This is a genomic window from Actinomyces bouchesdurhonensis (assembly GCF_963540955.1).
GTDB classification, from domain to species: Bacteria; Actinomycetota; Actinomycetes; order Actinomycetales; family Actinomycetaceae; genus Pauljensenia; species Pauljensenia bouchesdurhonensis.
In genome coordinates this window covers 1-21,965 of sequence record NZ_CAUTSL010000040.1, presented here as the reverse complement: position 1 = coordinate 21,965, position 21,965 = coordinate 1, and the positions used below count along the sequence as shown (strand labels likewise).

Genomic DNA, 21,965 nt, shown 5'->3' with positions numbered 1-21,965 from the left:
CGACGCTCGGCGTGAGCATGGGCGCGGGCTCATCCCCGCGTGGGCGGGGAAAACGCTTTCTGACCTGCGCGTTTATCGAGCGGATCGGTCAGATCTTGGAAACCCTTGAGCTTGCCGTCTCCTCTGAAAGTTACACATTGAGCGCCGCTTACGCAACTGACGCGCCGCAGGATCAGGCTCGGAATACTGCCCTCGTCCTTCCGAGTAGTAGGGGCGCATCATAAGGGTCAGGCCATCGAAGTCGACAGGCTTCCACGGATCACCCCAGGTCAGGAAGGCCAGGCCCTGCTCGTTGCGCGCCCGATAGACCATGACAGCCCTCCCCGTCTTCATGTTCTCCGTGACGATCTCCCACAGACGCTCGCGCACACGAGCGCTCAGAGTCCCGACGAAAACGCCGGGAGAAATCTCCATAAGCCACCGCGTCACGTGACCCCGCAACCCCTCAGGAACCGCAGACAAGACGAGAACAATCACGAGGATTCGCCCTCTTCGTAGGAGACACCCGCCGCGACCGTTCCCTCGCGGTCATCCCACAGACGCAGGTCGTCCACGATGAGGTCCTCGTCGTCCTCGACATCCAAGGCACCAGACACCGACAAAAGCCCCTTAATGTCGGCGACACACCGCTCCAGGAGCCGAAACTCCCGAACTGCGTCACGCACAGCCTTCCTCGCTGCGCTACCCACGGCCTCGTCCGAGGGCGATGCAGCCACATCGAAAGCAATGGGGATAGTGAGGTCAGCCTTGTACAGATCAGCAATGTCATACACGAACGAACGGTAGGTCCCGTTGTGAACGAAGCCCAACCCAGGGCTGCACCCCAGCGCGACGATCACCGCGTGGACGACACCATAGATCGCCGAGTTGGCGGCCGACAGCGCCTGATTAACGACCGACCCGTCCTCGAAGTTGTCTGGGTCATACTCGCGCCTGTCCCAGGGCACGCCCGTGCGCTGCGAGTGCTCACGATACAAGCGACGCACGCGAGCTCCCTCGCGTCCGCGCAACTGCTGAAGACTCAGCTTCGACACGTCCTCGCCCGCAAAACGCATCAGGTACATGTTGCGCGCGACGGTCAGTCGCATCGACGGATCACTCACCGCACGAGCCTGTGCCTCCAGCAACCGCGAGGATCGCGATGGCGGGGTGCCATGCGCGTAGTACCTCACCCCGTTCTCGCCCACCCACACGATGGTCGAACCGCTCTCAGAAAGCACCGAGACCGCCGAGTGCGTGATCCGCACCCCGGGTCCCAGCAGCAGCACCGACAGCGCCGCCGCTGGGACGTGGGCGATTCCATGACCGTCGGCCACGGTGATCGCGTTCGAGTCCCGGTTAATCGTGCACCGCTCGACGTAGAGGAACGTCAGCCGGTCCCGAACGCGCACCAAGTCCTTCGGATCAGGGGGCCTCACCCCAGGGATCGGTCTCATGCCCGTGAGAGGGTCAGCAGTCCACAGCCGTATGCTTTGCCCCGGCCCACCCCATGAACGAGGCCGTGGCGAAGAGCATCCGGATCCGTCACCTCGAGCACTCCCCCGAAAGTCGCGAGCGCGAGGGTAACGCGAGAACTACCGCGTTGAAACTCAGCAACGCTGCGTTCAATGCCGTTGATCAGCAGATTCGCCCCGTCGACGCGGCGACCATCCCGGTCCTCCAGGACGGGCAGATCCCCACCGTACTCGGCGGAAGTCAACACACGGAATCCGAGTCGCTCAGAGCGATCCAGCACCCACTGCGTCTGCTGATCCTGGGTCACGTGAGCGAGAACCTTCTTGCGTCCCCGCGCATTGACCTGACTCGCCTCACGGAACGTCGGATTCACACAGAGACGGAACCCCCACCTCTGCCTGGCCTCAAGCCGGTCGAGGAAATCACCCATGTCGCGAACGAGCACTCCACCATCGGTTGCGTAACCAGCTTCCTCGACGATGTGCGAGGGATCCGGGGGAACCGGGCTCGAGATGAAGAGCGCACACGAGGGACTCCCCTGCCGAGAAGGACCACTTCTCGCGACTGGAGGACGATCCAGGCGCCACAGCACGCGTGGCATTCCAGCACCCTCCAAGGCGCCCGGCGGGAAACAATTCATGACGGCCGCATGCAGAACCTGACGGCTCCGCATGAGCTGCCGAGCACCCCTGCGGTGCGGGTTGAGGTAGATGCGTGTCAAATACATCAGAGCACCTCCATCGGGTCATGGACGAGGCCCGGGCCGGCGTTCGGTCGCGCCTCCACATACTGTGGATTCTCCAGATCGACGCGCGCTTCCTCGACAGTTCGCAGAGTGTAGGTACGGCGTTCGGAGTCAAAGCTGATCGGCACGTCCTGGATGGTGTGTTCGAACGAGACACCCACGTCGGTAGGGATAATCCCCTGATCGGCAACGACGCGGACAGACACGTACTGTTCGTAGCGCTGCTTCTTTTGGTAGTACGCTGAGGCCATCCACGGGGTGTCCCGCACGGCCTCCCACGCGTCCCCTCGACGTACGGCGAGGCGCAAGGGCATGGTTGGTGGGCACGAGCGACGACCGAGGTACAGAGGGAACACCGGTCGGAGGATCGCCTGCGACAACCCCTCGATCACGTCATCAGGTCCCTCAACGAAGGCGCCGAACGCCGCATCCGCCCAATAGAAGCGGTCAGAAAGAGGCATCGACGTGTCACCCCGATGCGCCGTATGAAAGTCGCGGAGCAACTGCCCCGGCTGATCCACCCGCACGGCAAAACGAAGCTCGGCCAGGTCCTCGATCGGATCGCTGCGCCTGCGTCCCTGCGCCGCCGCGAGCAGACCGACCAGCGCGCTTTTCGTGGGAAAAGCCTCCGTCGACCTGCGCGTGAATCGACTGGATGAGCCCCACGACTGCATGGGGCCAGCCAGTCGCAAGACGAGTACCGAACTCATCGCTCGCCTCGCACAGCGTCCACCGTCGCGCTGCCCAGATCGACCAGGCGGACCTGGGCACCCAGTGCGGAGAAACCCTCGCCCCGAGGAGTGGTCCACGTGGCGAGAGAGCCAACAGGCTCAAGACCGGTGAGGTCGCGCAGCTTGGACTCGAACTCGACGAAACGCTTGACGGCAGGCTCGGCGAAACCGCGCTGCCCCGCGACGATCGGTTCTTCGAAGGCACCCGCCATGTTGATCGGCTGATCGTTGCGCACCTGAACCAGGACAGCGTCGGGCAGAGTACGGTTCGCAAACGTCGTGATCTTACCGGTCGGCATCGACCGAACAAAACTATCCACGAAGAGCTCAATGGCACGATCCACAACCGCATCGTCTCCCAGATTTTCGCGAAGCATACCAACGTTGATCGTCGCATAGCGGTACACCGTCGCGGATGCGAACTCGATGGTACCGATCATGCCCGCACCCTCGTCGGCCTCATCGTTGCGCTTCTTCTCGTCGTCGACGGCCGTGTAGTAGTCGTACTCGCGCTCAACCGCGCCGACACCGATCGCGTGGGAAACCTGGCAGGCAGCATCCACGTTCAGAGCATTCGGTTCGGCGACCATACGACCAAACAGAGCAATATCGATAGAGTGATCCGTATTCACGAGGCTACGCGGCTTCAGCTCCTTGAACGCTGCCGCAGGATCATCCTCGTGAGCAACCGAAATCAACGCGTCCGCGACGTGCTCGATCTGCTTGGCCGACAGGAACACGAGGAATCCAGCTTCTTTCAGCTCCTGTTCAGACTTATTCCCGCGCGGCTCCGTAAGCTTGAAACCAATGGCTTTCAGGCCCATCTCGGCGAGGTCGACAGCCTGCGAGTCGAGGTCCGGACGCTTATCGACGATTGAACGGGCAACTAGCTCGACAATCTTCTTCGTGCGCACACCGTAATTTCCATCGGCGATCTTTCCCTCGAAGTCCTCACGCGTCGCACGCTTGATGGCCTGCGACGAAATGCGCATACGCTGGACTCCGCCGAAGGTGGCGGTCTTCGGAGCACCCGTATCATCACGGTTCGGGTTCGAGGGCGGGAGGGTCTGCAGGACGTGGATATCAACGAAGACGGACATTGTCTTTCCTTTCACAAATGAAGTTTGTTCGATTGCAGCGCCTCGACGTCACTCGTCAGAGGCAGTATCAGGGTGGACAGTTTCAGTGGGACGAGCGAACTGACGGCCCCAGTTACGCATGACGGACGTACGATGACGCGGGTTCTGCCACCTAAAAAGGTCGGCTGCAAGCCCCGCGTAGTCACAGGGAACCTCGGCAGCCTCGAGTTGAGAGACGAGCGAACGCAGATGCACGAGAAGTCCCTCGAATGTGGGGGCCTGAACGGCCGCGGAAAAACGCCGATAGATCGGTGCTTCCTCGGCCCGCTTGTCGCCGCTTTGTCCCTCGGCTACGACTCGGATCGCGGAAGCGAAGCTGCGCGGACGATCCGACGTGTCGTGCATCGGCCTCGTAGTCGATCCCTGGTGAAGCGCCCAGAGCGTGAGAGCCCCATGGACGGCCTTCTCGCCTCTGGTCGGCTCGTCGCCCAGATAGCCGGGGCGGCCATCGAGCGTGAGGTCCCACAACTCGGGCACCGATCCAGCTTCTCGTGAAAGCGCTCCCCTCAGCTGCGCGCGAAGGGCACGGGCCGACGGAGTCTCCTTCCAGAGTCTATTCACGATCAACCCACCGACGCGGCCATAGACCGCGCCGTGCGTCGCCAGACCTTTCACACCGCCATCCGGAGGTGTCACCGGAGCAGCATCATTGCTGGTCATTTCGTTCCTTCCTGATTGGTTTTCTGTAACGGGAGATGCTTGTTGAGCGCCGCCCGAAAGTAGTTGTCGGCGATACCGACGTTCATGTAGCCCCTGCTGGTATCCCGACCGATGATTGCCGACGACGACGCGCCCCTCACAAGTTCAGCCCGAATGTCAAGGGCGTGCTGACGCAGGGAGCGCTCCCACCGCCGCCCGGCGTCCCTCGCGCTTTCGCGGCCATCGACCTGTGTCAGCCAGGTCCTGAAATCGGTGTCGACTGCGCTGAAGAAGACTTCCTTGGCGCGGTCTCGGGCTCCATCACCGGCACCGTCTCCGCTCTCGCCAGCGGCACGCACGAGATTGGCCGCAAAGTTCCCCACGTGTCTGGCAATCTCCTCGGTGAGGCGGACTTGCCGGTCGATTTCGGCTGACAGATCCTCGTGTTCAACTCGCATGACAGCGACCGACAGCGTCAGCTCATCCGAGTAGATATCCTCGAATGTCGCTTCCTGCGGCCCGTAGGTGACGCCAACAGCCTGAATCCGCATCACCTTGGGATAGGTGGTCTCGATCGAAGCATTGTCCAGCTGGTAATGGAAGGAAAGCGTCGCCGAGGGGAGGAACTCCTGCTTGGGCTGCTTGTCCACGCCCTGCACGGTTGTCACGGTGGGAAGGGTTCCGGGCAGATTGCGCCAGAGCGCGCGGCCCGCCTCGTATTTACGAGGCATGTAGACGTCCTGCTTGAACTTCTTGGACTGGGGTGTCGAGTATCGCCACAAGCTCTGCGGCTCATACCGATGCATCTGCTGTGGCGCTAGTTTGTCTCCCTGAGCAAGGACGACTCCCGTGACGCCCTCGCGGTTCCCCACGAGCCTAACCCGACGAGAATGCCATGTCAGCAGACGTGGAATACTGATGTCTCGTGGTGTGCCTGACGGATCGAGGAGCGAGTAGTCTCCGCGCACCGCGCTCTCCGCTTCGGAGACCTCCCAGCTGCATGCTCCCCACTCGGTTGAGCTTTCGACGCCACGCAGTTGTGCAGCATCGGTGGGAACCAAATTCAGGACCAGCGTTTCGTCCAGGTCCTTACCCTTAAGCCACACGAGTCCAAGGTGACCGCACCACGATGGGCCGATGGGATACCCTTTCCCTCCCTTGACTTGAGAATCACCGACTGCACCTGAACGGATGCCCGACGGATCATACGCCTGCGCGTGAACCAGCCAGCGAGCAGCTTCCGACGGGGGAATACACGCGAGAGCACACCCATGTCGAGTGGTGAAAAACTGCTCGCCGTTGGGAACATCGGCGATCAGTTTTTCAAGCCCTGACACCACGTCCTTCGCAGTCCGCAGGTCTGCAACCTGCATAAAGGGATACCGGCCCCCGAACAGGTAGAAACGATCCCTCCACCGTTCGAGGTACTCGATCATCTGTTCCGTGGGAGCGCCTTCGTCCCACTGCCTGGCCCAGTCGTGTGCATCGCGCGGTGGCGCCACACGATACGCGATGGCCAAAACGAGTCGCTGGATCGCGATGCTCTGCGTCGGTAGCTCGCACGCGAGATCGGCAATCTCTGTCGTGCGCCGAAGAAGCTCCAGCAGCCCGACATCGGCGATGGTCCCGTCGAGGAGCCGGACGGGTATCCACGGCTCGTCGAGCAGGTTGTACTCAGGGTTCTTCATTGACCCTGCACCTCCATTCCTTTTTCTGTGGAGTATGTGAATGTGTGTCCGCACAGGTCGCGCGTGAGGCGCTCCCCGCCGGGGGTTTTGTACATCGCGAGGATCAGTTCTCCCGCCAGGAACGGGTGCTCACGACACGCCCATTCCGCCGTAATGGGATCATCCCAGATGGCACCTGCAACTGCGTCCACCGCCTGGTCGACGCTCTGCCCGCGAGTGCGCAACGCCCACGGCGGCAGGGAGATACTCCACGAGCAGATGTCGGCGATGCGCCCTCGAGCGTTGTATTCGCCGACCTCAAGTTCTTCATCGTCGGTGGCCCCTCCGGTGAGGGGTGGCGGCACCGGGACGTTGCCCAGCTCGGGATCAATCGCGACGACGAGGACGGGAATCTGGTCTTCGCCCTCTCGCACCGCGGCGCGAGCTGCGGCAACTCCCGGTCCCTTGGTCTCCTCCCCCGTGGCGGCGTTTCCTTGGAGCTTCTCTTCGAGCTCGGGGGCCTGCCATCGTGGAAGATTCGCGCCGTCGAGGCACCACGTGCTCGCCCGCATCCGTGATTGCGCGGTGCTGCGTTCTCGTTCGTCGAGCGCGGTGTCGAAAGCACCGGCCCATTGAGCGGGTCCGACGGCTTGTACGTCGGAGTACGCCAGCGCGGTGAGCTTCGCGTAGTCGACGGGTTCACGGACCGTAATCTCGCCGCGATCCGCAAGAATTCCGAGGGTGCGCAGAACCGCGTGTCGCGGGTAGACGTGGTCTGTCCCTGTCGAGTAGGCCCACGGCACAGCAAAGAGGTCCTCCACCAGCACCAGGCATCGGGCCTTGCGCAGCCCCGCAGGGCGATCCGCCCGCTCATGTCGATGCAGTCGCCCGATGCGTTGCAGGATCAGGTCCATGGGCGCGGGGTCCGTGAGCATGAGGTCGAAATCGACGTCGAGGCTCTGCTCGATGACCTGTGTTGCGACGACGACGTGACGCCGGGGACGCCGTCCGGCGTTCTTGCCGAAGAGCTCCAGCAACCGACGGTCACGCGCCGCACGCTCAGCTGCCAAGAAACGCGAGTGCAGCAGGGTCGTCTGCTCGCGTCCAAAGACAGCCTTCAACGCGTCATAGGTCTCCTGCGCCTCGCGGACCGTATTGCGGATAACGACGGCACATCCGCCATCAGCTAGCTCGCGGTCCAGCAGTTCCGCGATCTCCCGGGGGGATCCCACCGATGTCGGCACGATCCGCTTGGCTGCCTCAGCCTCGCCGTCAATCTCGTGGACGCGCACACCGGCGGAAGACACCGTCGAGATGACCGGATACCCGATCATGCCCTCGACCAACTGAGCGCCTTCGCCCGACGATCCACGGCCTCGTCGATAGGCGTCCAGAAGCGCGCGGCGACGCGCGGGCGGCAGGGTCGCAGACAGCAGGACGACGGGGATCCCGTACATGCCGAGCCACGTGAGGGCGGCCTCCAGGTAGGTCTCCATGTACTCGTCGGCGGCGTGCACCTCATCGATGACGACCACCTTGCCCATGAGCCCGAGATGGCGCACCAGCACGTGGCGCGACTTGAGAGCCGCGAGTAGTACCTGGTCGATCGTGCCGACCACGACAGGCGACAGGGTCGCGCGCCAGCGCTGCCCCATCCACCGGCTCGCGTGAAGACCCAGGTCCTCCTCGTCGTCGTGCACTTCGAGGGGACTCTGACCACTGTCGAGAAGCTTCATAAAGCTCTCGTTGAGGCTGTTCTTTCCGTGGGCCAGCTGGATGCCCAGCCGCTGCGGCTCATCGCCCAGGATGCTCGTGAGCCACGAGGTGACGCGCTCAAACATGGCGTTGGTCGTGGCCTGTGTGGGCAGCGCGACAAACACTCCCTGCAGGCCGCGAGCACGCATCAGAACCTCAGCGGCTGCAAAAGCCAGCTCGGTCTTCCCGGACCCTGGCGGCGCCTCGACGATCATGAGATCCGGGTCTTCGGTAGAGGCGATTTCTACAGCCTCGCGCTGGGCACAGGTCGGCCGGTACGAGGCCGGCCACCCGAAGCGACGCCGATAGAAGTCTGCGGTTGGTTCCCCGAGAGTGGCGGGCAGACGCATGGGGGCAGGAAACGCTGCTCGCTTCCATCCGCGCGCTGCCCGTTTGCGCTGTTGCCCGGCATCCAGCTCCGGGTAGAACCGAATCGCACATTCCTTATCTTCCTTGTCGGGGCGGGGGCGCAGCGGAAAGTAGTCCTCATTTGAGGCGAGCCAGTCCGCGATGACGAGCGCCGAGGCATAGGCGGAGGCGACGGCAATGGGGAGCTCAGGCAGCGCAGTTCCTGGCGCTTCGAGCGGAAAGCCGCTGCGCTTTGCCATCCACCGCAGAATCTCCACGCGAGCTTGCCCCCATCGAGGGTCGTCCTGCTCCGACCCCTCTTGTGTCCTGTATTGCTGGCGCGCGACGTTGACCGCACCCGCATCCGGGTAACGCCCGTGGTGAATTCCTACGAGGACCGCCCAATGAACGGCGCGCGCAGCGTCGCCTCCGCCGCGAACAATTGCCTCCTGAAACGCGAACTGACTGACGAGGCCGTGGGGAAGGAACGCTCGCTCTGCATAGTCTTTCTTTCGCATCACTACGAGGCCTTGGTGCCGAATCAGCTCGGCAAGGTCTTGGCGCTGACATGCGAAGCGGCAATCCACTTTTCCCACATCGTGCACCCCTGCTAGGAACACGAACGCCGCCCGTGCCTTCGCCTGGTCCCCTTCCCACACGGAGGCCATGAGACGACGATGATGCTCACTCACATAGTCATCAAAAAGATGCCCTGCAACATCTGCTGCATCCATCAGGTGCTGTACGACGGAGAGCCAACTGTCAGCGTTACCACTCTTCGCCCAAAAGCAACGGGCAAGGTCGGACAGATCCGAAGCCGTGAGGGCAGGCTGCGCGGCAGGAAAAACCGGCGGTGCCGCAACCGGACGAGGGGCGGTCGCCTCACTACCTTGTTTCTTTCGGGCCATCATCTCTACCTCGAGTAGATTTAGCTTCCTACGCAACCAAAACACGCTACGATGAGTGAGTCTGGTTACTCTGAAATTGTTGAGCCCAGCAGCCCCGACGGGGCAGCGATCACCCCGAGGGGTTGATAGGTACACGATAACATCAAAATTTGCCTTATGCAACGCATGTTCGGCATAACGTCTTCGCTGCGCGAAGGAAAGAGCCCAACCATAGAAAATCCCCGCTTTCGCGGGGAAAACGTCCTCCTGATGCATCGCATAGGTTCATCCCCATACAGGGAACACGGCAGCAACAGCCACCACACGCGCTCGCAGGACCTCACAAACGTATCACCCGCCCCACCCCCGCGCGCCATAACGGCACAAACCGCACGATCCTGAAAGAATAGGGGTATGTCGAATGAGTCGCGTGAAAACCTGCAGGGTACGGATAGCCAGGACGTGGCCGACCTGACGGCCGCCACGGGGCAGGCCGTCTCCGAGCCGACCGCCGCCGCGGTCGACGCTGCCGCCGAGGGGGCCACGGCCTCGTCAACGAACGAAACCCCGACGCAACAGCCGCAGCAGACACAACCGCAGGCGCCCCAGCCCACGCAGGGTGAGGTCGTCATCGCGCCGCTGCCTGGGCACCTGCCGACGACCGAGCCTCGCCCTTGGTACCGGTCGCGTCGTTCCTTCGCAGCGAAGGGCCGTGGCGGCAAGGTCCTGGTCGCCGGCCTGGGCTTGACCTACACAGATGACGCGACCGGCGCGGTGCTCCTGGCAGACGTCGACATGGGTTTCCGGGCGCGCACGCTCAGCGCAATCCTGGACCCGAGTGGGCGCCGCGCACGCGCCCTCTTCCTGATTCTCGCGGGCCTCGAAGAGCCACACGCCGGTCGTATCGTCGCCGCGCCCTCGCGTTCGTGGGCGGCGCGCCTGGCGGGACGCATCGGATCGGTTGCGCTGATCCGCACGGATTCGCCGCTTGACAACGCGCTGACGATCCGCCAGAACATCCTCGCTCCCCTGTCGGCCACAGGTTCCGTCGCCGACTGGGACAACCTCGTGGGCGCCCTCCAGGTGACGGGCCTCGCTCAACGCGTCGATCTGCGCCCCTCCGAACTCACCCGGTGGGAGCGGTTCAAGGCGCTCATCGCCCGCGCGATCGTGTCCGGCGCCGACGTGTTCCTCATCGAGGACCCCGTCTCCCTGCCCGCCGATGCGCACGCCGAGTTCGAACCACTCCTACGCTCGCTCACCAACGCGGGCTGCGCTGTCGTCGTCTCAACAGCGTCCGCCGAGTTCGCCGCCTCCACGGACCGTGCGATTCTGCTCACGAACGGTCGGGTCGCCCTCGACGCGCCCGGCCCTTCGCAGGCCATCATCGCTGCTTCCCTCGAAGCCAACCCTGAGGATCCGAAGTCGATGCTCGCACTCCTCCCCTCCTCTCCTTCCGCCTTTGACGAGGTCGTGGCTGGCACCTCCACTCCCGTGACCGCCCCGGCTCCCTCCACTCAGGGTCCCGCAGCTGATGAAACTGCGCTCATGGCACCGATCGGCGCCACTGACGCAGGGACCTCGGGCGAGGAGAACGCCGACGCGTCCGCGCGCGGCATCCCCACAGTCGACAACGAGGACTCCGCCCTGACCGAACCGGAAGTGTCCGACCTGGTTGTGCGCGCCCGCAAGATCCTCTCCGACCTGCCCGGCTCGATCGCCCCCCAGGAGTAGCCCCCAGGAGTAGCCCCCAGGAGTAGCACGACGAGTTACGTCGCTGGGCTGACAAGTAGCATACGGGTCACTGCGAGCCGTCTTTCTTCGTGAGAGACTAGGTGTATCAGGCGAGGCGACGCCTCGTTACCCCCGCACGCGCAGGAGCCCCCATGACCCAGCCCATTCCCCGTCCCGGGCAGTACCCGCCGCCCGCCGCACCCGAGCAGGCCGCGCCCGGCGCGCGCCACACTCCACAGCACGCGGCACCCGCCCCCGAGGCGCGCCCCAGCATCGGGACCCTCGTCGCGTCCGTGACCAGCCAACTCTCCGGCATTGTGCGCGACGAAATCGAGCTCAACAAAACGAAGGCGCTCGCTTTCGCCGCTAAGAGCGCGAAGGGAGCGGTGCTCCTTGCGACGGCCGCGGTTTTCGCTCTCTTTCTGCTCGGCTGGACGCTTCACACGATTGAGGTTGCCCTGACCCTCGTCGTACCCGCATGGGCGGCGTCGCTGATCGTCGTCGGGCTGCTCCTCCTAATCGTGATCGTATTGGCCCTCGTCGGCGCAACCGCGCTCCGCAGCGCACAAAAGCACCGTCCGGACCCGGCCGCGTCGGTCGCCGCCACTAAGCAAGCCATCGAGAAGGGAATGGGCAAGTGAGCAACACCGTCGCCCCTCGCACCGTGACCGTCGGCGATTCCGCCGCCGCGCAGTCTTCCGGTGCGCGCACCGAAGCACAGATCGCCGCCGACTTGGAGCGCCAGCGCGCCGAACTCGCGGCCACAATCGATCAGCTCTACGAACGCGTCCAACCCGCGGCGCTCGCACAGGAAGCGAAGGACGAAGCCACCGCCCGCTTCACGGCCATCAAGAAGTCCGCGTCACTGGCTCTGCAGGACGCTGTGGGCGGCAACACGGATGCCCTCAAAAAGGTCGGCATCGTGGCACTGTCCGCGGTGGGTGCCCTCACCGTGATCGTTCTTCTCGCCACGCGTAAGCCCCGGCGCGCCCGCCGCCAGGCGCGCCGCATCGGACGTGAGGCCGCCTCGCAGACGCTCGCGGCTCTCGCAGCCGCGGATGAGGCCGTGGAAGCCTAACACCAACTACCGTTGATCCGACCGTTCCCCTCACCCGAACATCCCGTTTGTGCGAGGGGAACGCGCATATCCGCCCCACGCCCATTCGTAACACCGTTCACAGCACGGCTTTTAACGAGCGTGTTTCCGCCACTCTACGAGCCAGAAAGACGAACTTGCAGCTGCGCTGTGCGCGCAAAACACGGTCCAAGGTGAGGCAAAGGCCCGTCATTAGCTATGATGGTCCCACGAAACATTTTGAACACCCAGGGAACCGCTTGACGCGGACCCGAACGACGCGGAGGGGGTCGACGCCATGGGGCGCGGCCGTCAAAAGGCTAAGCAGATGAAAGTCGCTCGGAAGCTGAAGTACTTCAGCCCCGACACCGACCTACATGCACTTCAGCGAGAGCTGGCGGATGAGGACTCGTACACGGCGAACGACGCCGAGAACGAGTCCGAAGAGGACGATGCAATCGACGACGACCTCTATTCGAAATACGCCGACTTCGCGAATATTCCAGCAGAGGACGACGACATCGATCCGAAACAGCTGGATGAGTCCTTCTGGACAGGTGGTTCCTCCACTAAGTAACGGCTCAGCCATCCGGCGGACCGCTCCCCGGCCCGCCGTTTTGGCGTGCCACAGCGAGTCCTGACCCGCGAGGCAATACGCACGCAACTCCGCGACCCAAAACAGAGCGCCCCCGCAGCCGTGCACCCACCGCGCCCACGCCTCGTACCCCGCGCGCCGGAATGCCGCGAGCATCACCCCCGCCACGCAACAACGGGCGCCTCGTACCCCGCGCGCAGACGCGCCCAACCGCTCAGGAACCCACGAGCAAAGCGGGGCCGAGGCCAGCGGCCCCGTACCCCGCACTCACGCGCAGCACAACGAAGAATCAGCCCACGCGGTACGTGCCGTGAAGCGCCACGGCACCAGCCTGCACGCCCTTCGTACCGGAAATGAGGCGCACACCGGAGGCGTCGGCGCTCAGGTCGTCGATCGACCCGACGCCCTCTACGGTCCCATCGCTGCCGATCGACGTGACGCAGCCCAGGACCCACGCGGCCACCCCGGCCTCGTTGATCGCGGCCAGGACCTCGGAGGCGACGGACTCGGAGACGACGGCGACCATGCCGACGCCCAGGTTGAGGGAGTCCTCCATGCCCACCCAGGTGACGTCGCCGCCGCGGCGCACCCAGTCGAACACGGCGGGCACGGTCCACGTGGAGCGATCCACGGTGGCGACGGCGCCGACGGGCAGGACGCGCGACAGGTTCGCGGCCAGGCCGCCGCCGGTCACGTGCGAGTAGGCGTGAATACCGCCGACGCCGAAGCGCTCGACCAGGTCGAGGCACAGGCGCGTGTACAGGCGCGTGGGCTCCAGGAGCTCCTCGCCGAGGGTACGACCAAACTCCGCCACGTAGGACTCCAGGGATACGCCGACGCGTTTCACGACGGAACGGACCAGCGAGTATCCGTTGGAGTGCAGTCCCGAGGACGCCATCGCGATGACGACGTCGCCGCCCGTCACGCGCTCAGGTCCCAGCAGCTTGGAGGCGTCCACGACGCCAGTCGCCGCACCCGCGATGTCGTAGTCGTCGGGTTCCATGACACCCGGGTGTTCGGCGGTCTCGCCGCCGATCAGGGGCGTGCCCGTGGCCTCGCAGGCCCGCGCGATGCCGGTGACGATCGCAGCGATGCGCTCGGGGACCACGTGCCCGCAGGCGATATAGTCGGTCATGAGGACCGGGCGCGCGCCAATCACGACGATGTCGTCGACGACCATGCCGACCAGGTCCTGGCCGATCGTGTCGTGCACGTCCATGGCCTGCGCGATCGCGATCTTCGTGCCCACGCCGTCCGTGGAAGTCGCGAGGAGAGGTCGCTCCATGCCCAGCAGCGCCGACGCGTCGACCATGCCAGCGAATCCGCCGGTGGCGCCCAGCACGGTGGAGTCGTGAGTGGCGGCCACGGCGCTCTTCATCAGTTCAACGGCGCGATCGCCCGCTGCCGTGTCAACGCCTGCAGCCGCGTAGTCCAAGGGGGTGTCGGTCATGGGTGGTGCCTTTCGCAGGTGGCCTTCGACGAGGCCGGGTCTGGGTGATCGGAGAAGGGGAAACGCCCGCGGCGCAGGGGTACGTCGCGAGAGCGAGGGTTAGCAGGGGGTAGCGTCAGGTGTGCCGGGCACGGGAGTCCCGGCGGGGATCGTCTCGGGGTATTCGCCTGTGAAGCAGCCCAGGCATAGGGATGTGCCCTGTCCGGTGGCCGCGACCATGCCGTCGATCGACAGGTAGGCCAACGAGTCGGCGCCGAGGTGGGCGCGCACCTGCTCAACGTCCATGGAGGAGGCGATGAGTTCAGCGCGCGTCGGGAAGTCGATACCGAAGAAGCACGGCCATACCACGGGCGGGGACGAGATACGGATGTGCACCTCGGAGGCCCCGGCCTCGCGCAGCATCTTGACCAGAGCGCGCTGCGTGTTACCGCGAACGATCGAGTCGTCGATGACGACGAGGCGTTTGCCTTCGATGACCTCGCGCAGGGGGTTGAGCTTCAGGCGAATACCGAGCTGGCGCAAGGACTGCGTGGGTTCGATGAAGGTGCGCCCAACGTAGGCGTTCTTCACGAGGCCCTGCGCGAAGGGGATGCCGGCCTCCTGCGCGTAGCCGATGGCGGCGGGCGTGCCCGAGTCGGGGGTCGGCATCACCAGGTCAGCGTTGATGGGGTTTTCCCGCGCCAGGGCGGCCCCCATTTGGTGGCGCGCGGCCACGATGCGGCGCCCGCCAATCGTCGTGTCGGGGCGCGCCAGGTACACGTACTCGAAGACGCAGGTGTTGGCGCGGCGCACCGCGAAGCGTCGCGAGTGCACGCCCGAGGCGTCGATCGAGATGAGTTCACCGGGTTCGATCTCTCGCACGACGGTCGCGCCACACAGGTCCAGGGCGGCGGTCTCGGAGGCGACAACCCAGCCGGAAGGGAGGCGCCCAAGGACCAGGGGCCGGTAGCCGTGCGGGTCACGCGCAGCGTACAGCGTGTTCTCGTCCATGAAGACCAGGGAGAACGCGCCCTTGATGCGGGGCAGGACCTTCAGGGCTGCGCCGACAAGGGGCGCGGGTTCGGGATCAGTGACCGACGAGGCCGGGGCGGCCTCGTGCGGGTCCGCGTCGCCGGGCGTGACGGCGGGGCTCGCAATGAAGGGGGCGGGCCCGGGGATTCGGTCGGCCATGCCGAGGAGGGCGGTCACGAGGGAGGTGTCGGTGGAGGCGCCACGCTCGAAGTCCTCACCTGCGTCGGCGATCTGGGAGGCCAGCTCGCGCAGCTCCGTCGTGTTCGTCAAGTTGCCGTTGTGGGCCAGGGCGAGCGTGCCCGTGGGTGTGGGACCCAGCGTCGGCTGGGCGTTACGCCACACGTCCGCGCCGGTCGTCGCATAGCGCACGTGCCCGAGGGCGATGTGACCACGCAAGCCCTGGAGGGATTGCTCTGAGAAGACCTTGGAGACCAGGCCCTGATCCTTATAGACCAGGATCTGTTTGCCATTGGAAGTGGCGATTCCGGCGCTCTGTTGGCCTCGATGCTGGAGCGCATAGAGGGAGAAGTAGGTGAGGCGGGACACGTCCTCGCCTGGGGCCCATACGCCGAAGACGCCGCAGTGATCATGCGGATGATCGTCTCCGAAGAGTTCCTGGTCGGACAGTGTTATGTCTGGCTGCGAGACGGGAAGCACACTCTCACTGTCGCATACTTTGACGCCGTTGGCGGCCCATATCCACGTTGTGGTGAGCACATTTAGTGTTATGAGCAGGTGAATTGGCGCGTAATTGCGCACGCTTTGCGCCGGGATCGGGTCGCGTCGTGGTCGAGATGACACAATGGTGTGCAGCGAAGTAGAGGAGGAAACGTGGCCAATCCGACGCTGATCGCCATCACGTGGGGCTTTGCCTTGCTGGTGAGCGCTCTGGCCGTCCTGTCGTTCGCCCGCGGTGTCGCGCACATGTGGCGCACGATCGCAGCGGGAACACCCGACCCGGGGCGCCTGACCCCCGTCGGCAAACGAGCGTGGGGTGTTATTTCCGCGGCGCTCACCCACCGCGAATTCAAGGGGCGCCCGTGGATCAAAGCAGCTCACTGGCTGGTCATGGTGTCCTTCCCGATCCTCTTCCTCACCCTGGTCACCGGCTACGCGCAGCTGCGCGTCCAAACCTTCACTCTCCCTCTCCTCGGCCACTTCGCGCCCTGGGAGTGGCTCACCGAGGTCTTCGCGTGGGGTGGCCTGGCCGGCATCATCGGCCTCATGATCGTGCGCCAGCGTGCCGGGCGCGGAACAGCCGCCGAGGCGGCCCTCTCGAACGACGACCCCGACGGTGCTGCCAGCGCAGTTGATCCGAAAGGCACCCCGCCCTCGTCCCTGACCCGCCCCCACCCGCGCGACTCCTCCCCGAAGGGCCTCGCTTCCCGCTTCCTGGGTTCAACCCGCTGGCAGGCCCTCTTCGTCGAGTGGGTCATCCTCATCGTGTGCGCGTGCGTCGTCGCCCTACGCGGCCTTGAATACGCGCTCTTCAGCGCGACTGAGGGCCTCGAGGCCCACGCGACCGCCCTGCACTTCCCGCTCACCGCCTGGCTGGGCGCACTCTTCACGGCTGCAGCCTCCTCCTCCGCCACCTCGCTGGCCAACGCGATCGTGGCAGTCAGCGCCCTGAAGGTCATCACCTCCATGACCTGGCTGACTGTCGTCGGCATCCAGACCGGCATGGGTGTCGCATGGCACCGCTTCGTCGCGATCCTCAACCTGTACACGCGCCGAAACGCCGACGGCACGAAGTCCCTGGGTCCGGCCGATCACATGCTCATTGACGGAAAACCGGTCACCAGCGAGGACGACTTCGACTCCGTCCCCGAGGACACGGTCCTCGGAGTGGGCACGGTCGACGACTTCTCGTGGAAGGCGCGCCTGGACCTGTACGCGTGCACCGAGTGCGGCCGCTGCCAGGAGCTGTGCCCCGCATGGAATACTCAAAAACCCCTCTCCCCCAAGCTACTCATCATGAGCCTGCGCGACCACATGGAGTCCGCCTCCAACGTGCAGATCGTCGAACAGGAGGAAGGACACCAGAAGCTTCAAGCCGGGGAGGTCCTCCTCGACAAGGGCGTGCCCGCCTCGCCACACTCTTTCGACCTGGTCTCCGCCCTGTCCCTGTCGGGCGCCACAGGCCCCGAAGGCGTCAGCGCAGTCACCGCCCCCATCGTGCCCGAGGTCGTCTCCGAAGAAGTCCTGTGGGACTGCACAAACTGCGGAGCCTGCGTCGAGCAGTGCCCCGTCGACATCGAGCACATCGACCACATCCTCGACTTGCGCCGCCACCAAGTCCTCATGGAAAGCGCATTCCCCCGCGAGCTGGGCCGCGCATTTCGCGGCATGGAATCCAAAGCGAACCCCTACAACCGCCCTGCCCGCAAGCGCATGGATTGGGCCAAGAAACTGGACTTCGACATCCCCGTCGTCGGAGAAGACATCGAGGACGCCTCACAGGTCGACTACCTATTCTGGGTGGGCTGCGCAGGCGCCTACGACGACACAGCGAAAAAAACCAGCGCCGCCGTCGCCGAACTCCTACACACGGCGGGCGTGTCCTTCGCAGTCCTCGGCTCCGGCGAGTCCTGCACGGGCGACCCCGCCCGCCGCGCCGGCAACGAGGCGCTCTTCCAGATGCTGGCCGCCCAAGCCATCGACACCCTCAACGACGCCAAGCCACAAAAGATCGTCGTCTCCTGCGCGCACTGCTTCAACACAATCGCGGGCGAGTACCCGCAGCTGGGCGGACACTTCGACGTCGTCCACCACACGCAGCTCCTCAACCGCCTCGTGCGCGACGGCCTCCTCACGCCGGTGGCCCCAACGGCCTCGCCCGTACCATCGGATGAAGAAACCACACACGAGGCCGGGGCGAAGGCCTCGGATACCACGCCGCCTGCGAAGGTTCCCCTGACCGTCACCTACCACGATGCCTGCTTCCTGGGACGCCACAACCACATCTACGAGGCACCGCGCGAACTCGTGAGCGCACTACCGGACGTGACCCTCGTCGAAATGCCGCGCAACCGCGACCGAGCCATGTGCTGCGGCGCGGGCGGCGCGCACGCCTGGTTCGAGGAGACACGAGGCACACGCATCGCGGACGCCCGCATCGTCGAAGCCGCATCCACGGGCGCGGACGTCGTCGCGACAGCCTGCCCCTTCTGCTCCCAAATGCTCGGCTCCGCTTCCGGCACGTCAGCTGGCTTCGTATCCCCCGCCACCGGCGACCGAGGCCCCTCGGTCGCGGACGGCGCCGCGGCCTCGCCGAATGGGAAGCTCCCGCAGGTGCGCGACGTTGCCGTCATGCTACTCGAAGCCGTCAAGCGCGGCCGGTAGCACCACGACCGCAAAAGACACGAAGGGCGGCCCCGCAGCAAAACCTGCGGGGCCGCCCGTTCACGTATGAGAGGCTCAGTCCTCGACGCCGACGATGACGTTGGAAGCCTTGATGACGGCAACGGCCTTCGAACCAGCCTTCAGGCCCAGCTCCTCAATCGCAGCATTCGTGATCGACGAGGAGATCACCAGGCCGGGAGCAACCTCGATCTTAACGATACCGTTCACGGCACCCTCGACGACCTCAAGAACGGTCCCGGGCAGCTGGTTACGTGCTGAGAGTTTCATGATGTGTCCTTTCGTTCGTATCGGTATGCAAACACAAACACACTAGCGGGCGGGGCGCACAGCGTCCAGGGATAGCTACTGCGCCGCCTCGTCCTCCGGAGCAATCTCCTCCAAACCGACCAGGAAACCATCCTCGTCGATCACGTTGCCCCCCACGAGCGTCGCAATCAGACCAGCCGCTTTCTCGATGTCCTGCGTGGAACGCAGACGCTCCAGGCGCGCGGTGCGGCTCATCGCCACAGCCCCCGGCGTCGGTGCAGCCCCCGGCAACCAGCGAACCTGATACTCGATGATCGCGCCCGCCGTCCACGGCTCCCACCGCAGCACGCGCGGCGGCACAGGAACCGCGTGGACCTCAATCATCATGTCCGACCTGTTGCCGATCGGACTCATGAGCGCATAACCGTCGACAACCTGCGGCTCGTTGCGATGACCTTCGAGTTCCTCACGGGCCTTCGCAATCTTCGACGCGATGTCCTCCCGAACAGGACCCAGCTCCGCCTTCAGCTTCTCGATGTGCGCGGCCTGCGCGGGACTCAGCGGCGGAGGTTCGGGCGCCTCCGGAACAATGTCGCGCGCGTCTTTCATCTGCTCAAAACCCGCACGCTCACGCATAGCTTGTATCAAGTCCTCGGGATTGATCCAACGCGGCGAATACACCGTCAGGTTCACCGCCGAATCAGCGTCGGGAACCATCACGTACCCGCTGCCCGCGATGCGCATACCACCCGCCAAGCGGCGCGCCATGCGACGCAGCGCCTCGAGCACGCGGTACTCCAGGCCGACGGGCATCCCCTCGGGGAAGGCTTTCGCCCACTCACCCATGACCGCGTTCGCCTGCTGCTTCGCCCGGGCAACCGGGCAATGCAGAATCCACGCATTCGTCAACGTCGCCGGAGTTCCCAGCGCCGCTCGCGTCGGCTGATCCAACGACCACGGCCCCACGATTTCAGCGTCAGATGACAGACGCAGGCGCCCCGGAGCGAGCCAGCCGGCCTCGTCCCACATGGAAATGGCGAGCGCCTCCAACTCGGCCGGATCCACCGCCTCCGACACCAGCAGCAGGTGGTGTTCCCGCGCGTCCTGCAGGTCGATGACCCCGGCGGGATCACTGACCTCGATAGCTGCGGCAATTGGGACCGCCGCCTCAGCGCTCGTAATTTCACCGTCGGCTGCGACTTGGAACGCCGGTTCACCAGTGGACAGCCCACCCAAGGACACATTCGTATGGGTGAGCGGATTACCCGTCGTCACGGCACTGAGAGTCGGGTCCGCGAAACTGTGGTGGGCGCTCGCCATACGCTCCTTCAGCGACCGCCTCACGGGCGAGGCCTGGGCACCCCCATCCCTGTTGGTTACCTGATCGGTGCGCGCAGTCATGCCCGGCAGCGCGACGCCCGTGATGACACCCGTGCGCGCCGACGCCGATGAGTGCTCCTCACCGGTCGCCGCGCCCGCGCGCTGACCGGACGGGACAGCACCCGCCGTGGGTATACCGATCACCGGGGTCGGGGCGGGGGGCTGCGGGGCGGGGGGCGTGGTCGTGGCGCCCATCGACTGCGACGCAGCGGGGATACTCTGGTCTGCCGCGGCTGCGGCGCGGGCCGCGCGCTCGGCGCGCATGCGTTCAAGCCGGGACGGAGGGGGCGGAGGATAGAGCGCCATCATGTCACCGTTCGATGCGTGTACAGGTGAAACGCTCGTGCGTGCGCGACGGCGTGGGACCTCGCTGACCCTGGTAGTGCGAACCCACGCCTTTTGAACCGTAGGGGCGCTGCGCCGGGGATGACAGGTCAAAGAAGCATAGCTGCCCGATCTTCATGCCCGGGTACAGCAGGATCGGCATCGTCGCCGTGTTGGACAGTTCCAGAGTGACGTGGCCCGAAAAGCCGGGGTCAATGAAGCCCGCCGTAGAGTGCGTCAGCAGGCCGAGGCGTCCCAGTGACGACTTACCCTCCAGGCGCGCAGCGATGTCGTCACCGAGAGTCACCAGCTCGTAGGTGGCACCCAGGACAAACTCGCCAGGGTGCAGGACGAAAGGCTGTTCTGGACCCACGTCCACGAGGTGTGTCAGGTCTGATTGGTCGACCGCAGGGTCGATCACCGAGTAGCGGTGGTTGTCAAAAAGCCTGAACAGACGGTCCAGCCTCACGTCGATACTGGCCGGCTGGACCAGCTCACGATCCAGCGGATCGAGGCAAATGCGGCCAGAGTCCAGGGAGGCGTTGATGTCGCGGTCACTGAGCAGCATGACTTGATTGTCGCACACTCAGCGCCGCGACAACACCCCAGGGTCAAACCAGGGGCTGACCCGACGCGTCATATCCGTAGGAGCCGGCGCGCATGAGGATCATGATGAACTCAATGAAGGCCCAAGTGCACGAGATGACCGCGCCGATGACTGTGATCGTTAGAATCAGCTGCGCGATGCCGCGACCGGGGCGTCCCAGGTAGAAGTTATGAACGCCGAGGAACCCGAAGAAGAAAGCGAGGACCAAGGCGATCACCCACTGCTTCGGCGGGTTTGCGTAGGTCGTCTGAGCATACGCGGGCTGGCCGTAGCTGGGCTGGGCGCCGGGGGCCGCCCCGTAGGGGGCCTGCGCGCCGACGTTGGGGTCACTGCCGGGGGCCTGCGCGCCGGCAGGATCGGAAGCGGTACCGTAGGTGGTCGCGCCGGGCGTTGCGGTGGCCTCGTCAAAGCCTGGGGCCGCAGCCTGGGGGAAGCTTGGCGCTTCAGGAGCCGGAATGCTGGTAGCACCGAAGTCGGTGGCCGGCGCCGGGGTGACGTTCTGCGGGTCGGAAGAGTTGGCCTGGGGGTCGGGCATCGTCATGGTTAAACCTTTCGTTCGTGGGAGCCGCGTGGCCGTACCCGGTACAGCCTAGCGTGTGGAGGGCCTTCCGTGTCACCGACGGTCACCATGAGTCACCCCTGAACGATCCCGAATGCGGTTACCCGGCACTGCGCGCGCGGACGTTTGGTGCCGAAGGTCAGATATAGGAACTGTCGCGGTGCTGGGGTCCCGCGCGCCCGTGATCGATGGGGGTTTTGCAGGCTCTTCAGAGTTGAGTGTGGGTGGAGGCGTCTAGGCCTCCTGCGATGAGGA

Annotated in this window: 19 protein-coding genes; 5 read left to right on the top strand and 14 right to left on the bottom strand. The window is 64.9% G+C overall.

What is annotated here, in order from left to right:
- Positions 1–72: 72 nt before the first annotated feature.
- Genes cas2e through cas3 form a run of 8 tightly spaced genes read right to left on the bottom strand, consistent with a single transcriptional unit; the run spans position 73 to position 9,288 of the window.
- Entirely contained in the window at positions 73–477 is a 405-nt protein-coding gene (gene cas2e, locus RYL44_RS07460) for a type I-E CRISPR-associated endoribonuclease Cas2e (RefSeq protein ID WP_314975577.1), read from the bottom strand.
- Positions 474–1,436, bottom strand: coding sequence for a type I-E CRISPR-associated endonuclease Cas1e (gene cas1e / locus RYL44_RS07455; RefSeq protein ID WP_314975576.1), 963 nt, complete (start codon positions 1,434–1,436; stop codon positions 474–476). Before cas1e ends, cas2e begins: the two co-directional genes overlap by 4 nt.
- Positions 1,433–2,182, bottom strand: coding sequence for a type I-E CRISPR-associated protein Cas6/Cse3/CasE (gene cas6e, locus RYL44_RS07450; RefSeq protein WP_314975575.1), 750 nt, complete (start codon positions 2,180–2,182; stop codon positions 1,433–1,435). Before cas6e ends, cas1e begins: the two co-directional genes overlap by 4 nt.
- Positions 2,182–2,910: a type I-E CRISPR-associated protein Cas5/CasD gene (cas5e, locus tag RYL44_RS07445; RefSeq protein WP_314806366.1), complete on the bottom strand. Its 729-nt coding sequence runs from the start codon at positions 2,908–2,910 to the stop codon at positions 2,182–2,184. The genes cas6e and cas5e overlap by 1 nt, the downstream gene beginning before the upstream one ends.
- Positions 2,907–4,031 carry a type I-E CRISPR-associated protein Cas7/Cse4/CasC gene (gene cas7e / locus RYL44_RS07440; protein WP_314806363.1) on the bottom strand — a complete coding sequence of 375 codons (1,125 nt, stop codon included), beginning with the start codon at positions 4,029–4,031 and terminating at the stop codon, positions 2,907–2,909. Before cas7e ends, cas5e begins: the two co-directional genes overlap by 4 nt.
- A gap of 48 nt (positions 4,032–4,079) precedes the next feature.
- Positions 4,080–4,730 (bottom strand): type I-E CRISPR-associated protein Cse2/CasB, encoded by a 651-nt coding sequence (gene casB, locus RYL44_RS07435; protein ID WP_314975574.1) that lies wholly within the window; start codon positions 4,728–4,730, stop codon positions 4,080–4,082.
- A complete protein-coding gene (gene casA, locus RYL44_RS07430) occupies positions 4,727–6,397 on the bottom strand; it encodes a type I-E CRISPR-associated protein Cse1/CasA (protein WP_314975573.1) in 1,671 nt (556 codons plus the stop codon). The genes casB and casA overlap by 4 nt, the downstream gene beginning before the upstream one ends.
- A complete protein-coding gene (gene cas3 / locus RYL44_RS07425) occupies positions 6,394–9,288 on the bottom strand; it encodes a CRISPR-associated helicase Cas3' (RefSeq protein ID WP_462675792.1) in 2,895 nt (964 codons plus the stop codon). The genes casA and cas3 overlap by 4 nt, the downstream gene beginning before the upstream one ends.
- Positions 9,289–9,780: 492 nt before the next feature.
- Between cas3 and RYL44_RS07420 the strand changes: the two genes are divergently transcribed.
- The 4 genes from RYL44_RS07420 to RYL44_RS07405 all read left to right on the top strand — a co-directional run bounded on the left by RYL44_RS07420 (position 9,781) and on the right by RYL44_RS07405 (position 12,752).
- Positions 9,781–11,100, top strand: coding sequence for a P-loop NTPase family protein (locus RYL44_RS07420; protein ID WP_314975571.1), 1,320 nt, complete (start codon positions 9,781–9,783; stop codon positions 11,098–11,100).
- A gap of 152 nt (positions 11,101–11,252) precedes the next feature.
- Complete coding sequence (locus RYL44_RS07415; RefSeq protein WP_314975570.1) at positions 11,253–11,741, top strand: phage holin family protein; 489 nt, start codon at positions 11,253–11,255, stop codon at positions 11,739–11,741.
- Entirely contained in the window at positions 11,738–12,178 is a 441-nt protein-coding gene (locus tag RYL44_RS07410; protein WP_314975569.1) for a DUF3618 domain-containing protein, read from the top strand. The genes RYL44_RS07415 and RYL44_RS07410 overlap by 4 nt, the downstream gene beginning before the upstream one ends.
- 295 nt (positions 12,179–12,473) lie before the next feature.
- Entirely contained in the window at positions 12,474–12,752 is a 279-nt protein-coding gene (locus RYL44_RS07405; protein WP_073983614.1) for a DUF3073 domain-containing protein, read from the top strand.
- Positions 12,753–13,059: 307 nt separating this feature from the next.
- Here RYL44_RS07405 and purM read toward each other — a convergent pair whose 3' ends face one another.
- Positions 13,060–14,220, bottom strand: coding sequence for a phosphoribosylformylglycinamidine cyclo-ligase (gene purM, locus RYL44_RS07400; RefSeq protein WP_314975568.1), 1,161 nt, complete (start codon positions 14,218–14,220; stop codon positions 13,060–13,062).
- A gap of 99 nt (positions 14,221–14,319) precedes the next feature.
- On the bottom strand, positions 14,320–15,888 hold the full coding sequence (purF, locus tag RYL44_RS07395) for an amidophosphoribosyltransferase (RefSeq protein WP_314975567.1): 1,569 nt from the start codon (positions 15,886–15,888) through the stop codon (positions 14,320–14,322).
- Positions 15,889–16,062: 174 nt separating this feature from the next.
- On the opposite strand from purF, the gene RYL44_RS07390 reads away from it, so the two are divergent.
- Positions 16,063–18,573 carry a (Fe-S)-binding protein gene (locus RYL44_RS07390; RefSeq protein ID WP_314975566.1) on the top strand — a complete coding sequence of 837 codons (2,511 nt, stop codon included), beginning with the start codon at positions 16,063–16,065 and terminating at the stop codon, positions 18,571–18,573.
- Positions 18,574–18,648: 75 nt separating this feature from the next.
- Here RYL44_RS07390 and RYL44_RS07385 read toward each other — a convergent pair whose 3' ends face one another.
- The 4 genes from RYL44_RS07385 to RYL44_RS07370 form a co-directional block, all read right to left on the bottom strand.
- Complete coding sequence (locus tag RYL44_RS07385) at positions 18,649–18,861, bottom strand: TOBE domain-containing protein (protein ID WP_073983613.1); 213 nt, start codon at positions 18,859–18,861, stop codon at positions 18,649–18,651.
- Between the two features lie 75 nt (positions 18,862–18,936).
- Complete coding sequence (locus tag RYL44_RS07380) at positions 18,937–20,526, bottom strand: hypothetical protein (protein ID WP_314975565.1); 1,590 nt, start codon at positions 20,524–20,526, stop codon at positions 18,937–18,939.
- A gap of 4 nt (positions 20,527–20,530) precedes the next feature.
- Positions 20,531–21,112 carry a dCTP deaminase gene (dcd, locus tag RYL44_RS07375; protein ID WP_073983612.1) on the bottom strand — a complete coding sequence of 194 codons (582 nt, stop codon included), beginning with the start codon at positions 21,110–21,112 and terminating at the stop codon, positions 20,531–20,533.
- A 43-nt stretch (positions 21,113–21,155) separates the two neighbouring features.
- Positions 21,156–21,692: a TM2 domain-containing protein gene (locus tag RYL44_RS07370; protein ID WP_314803798.1), complete on the bottom strand. Its 537-nt coding sequence runs from the start codon at positions 21,690–21,692 to the stop codon at positions 21,156–21,158.
- Positions 21,693–21,965 lie beyond the last annotated feature (273 nt).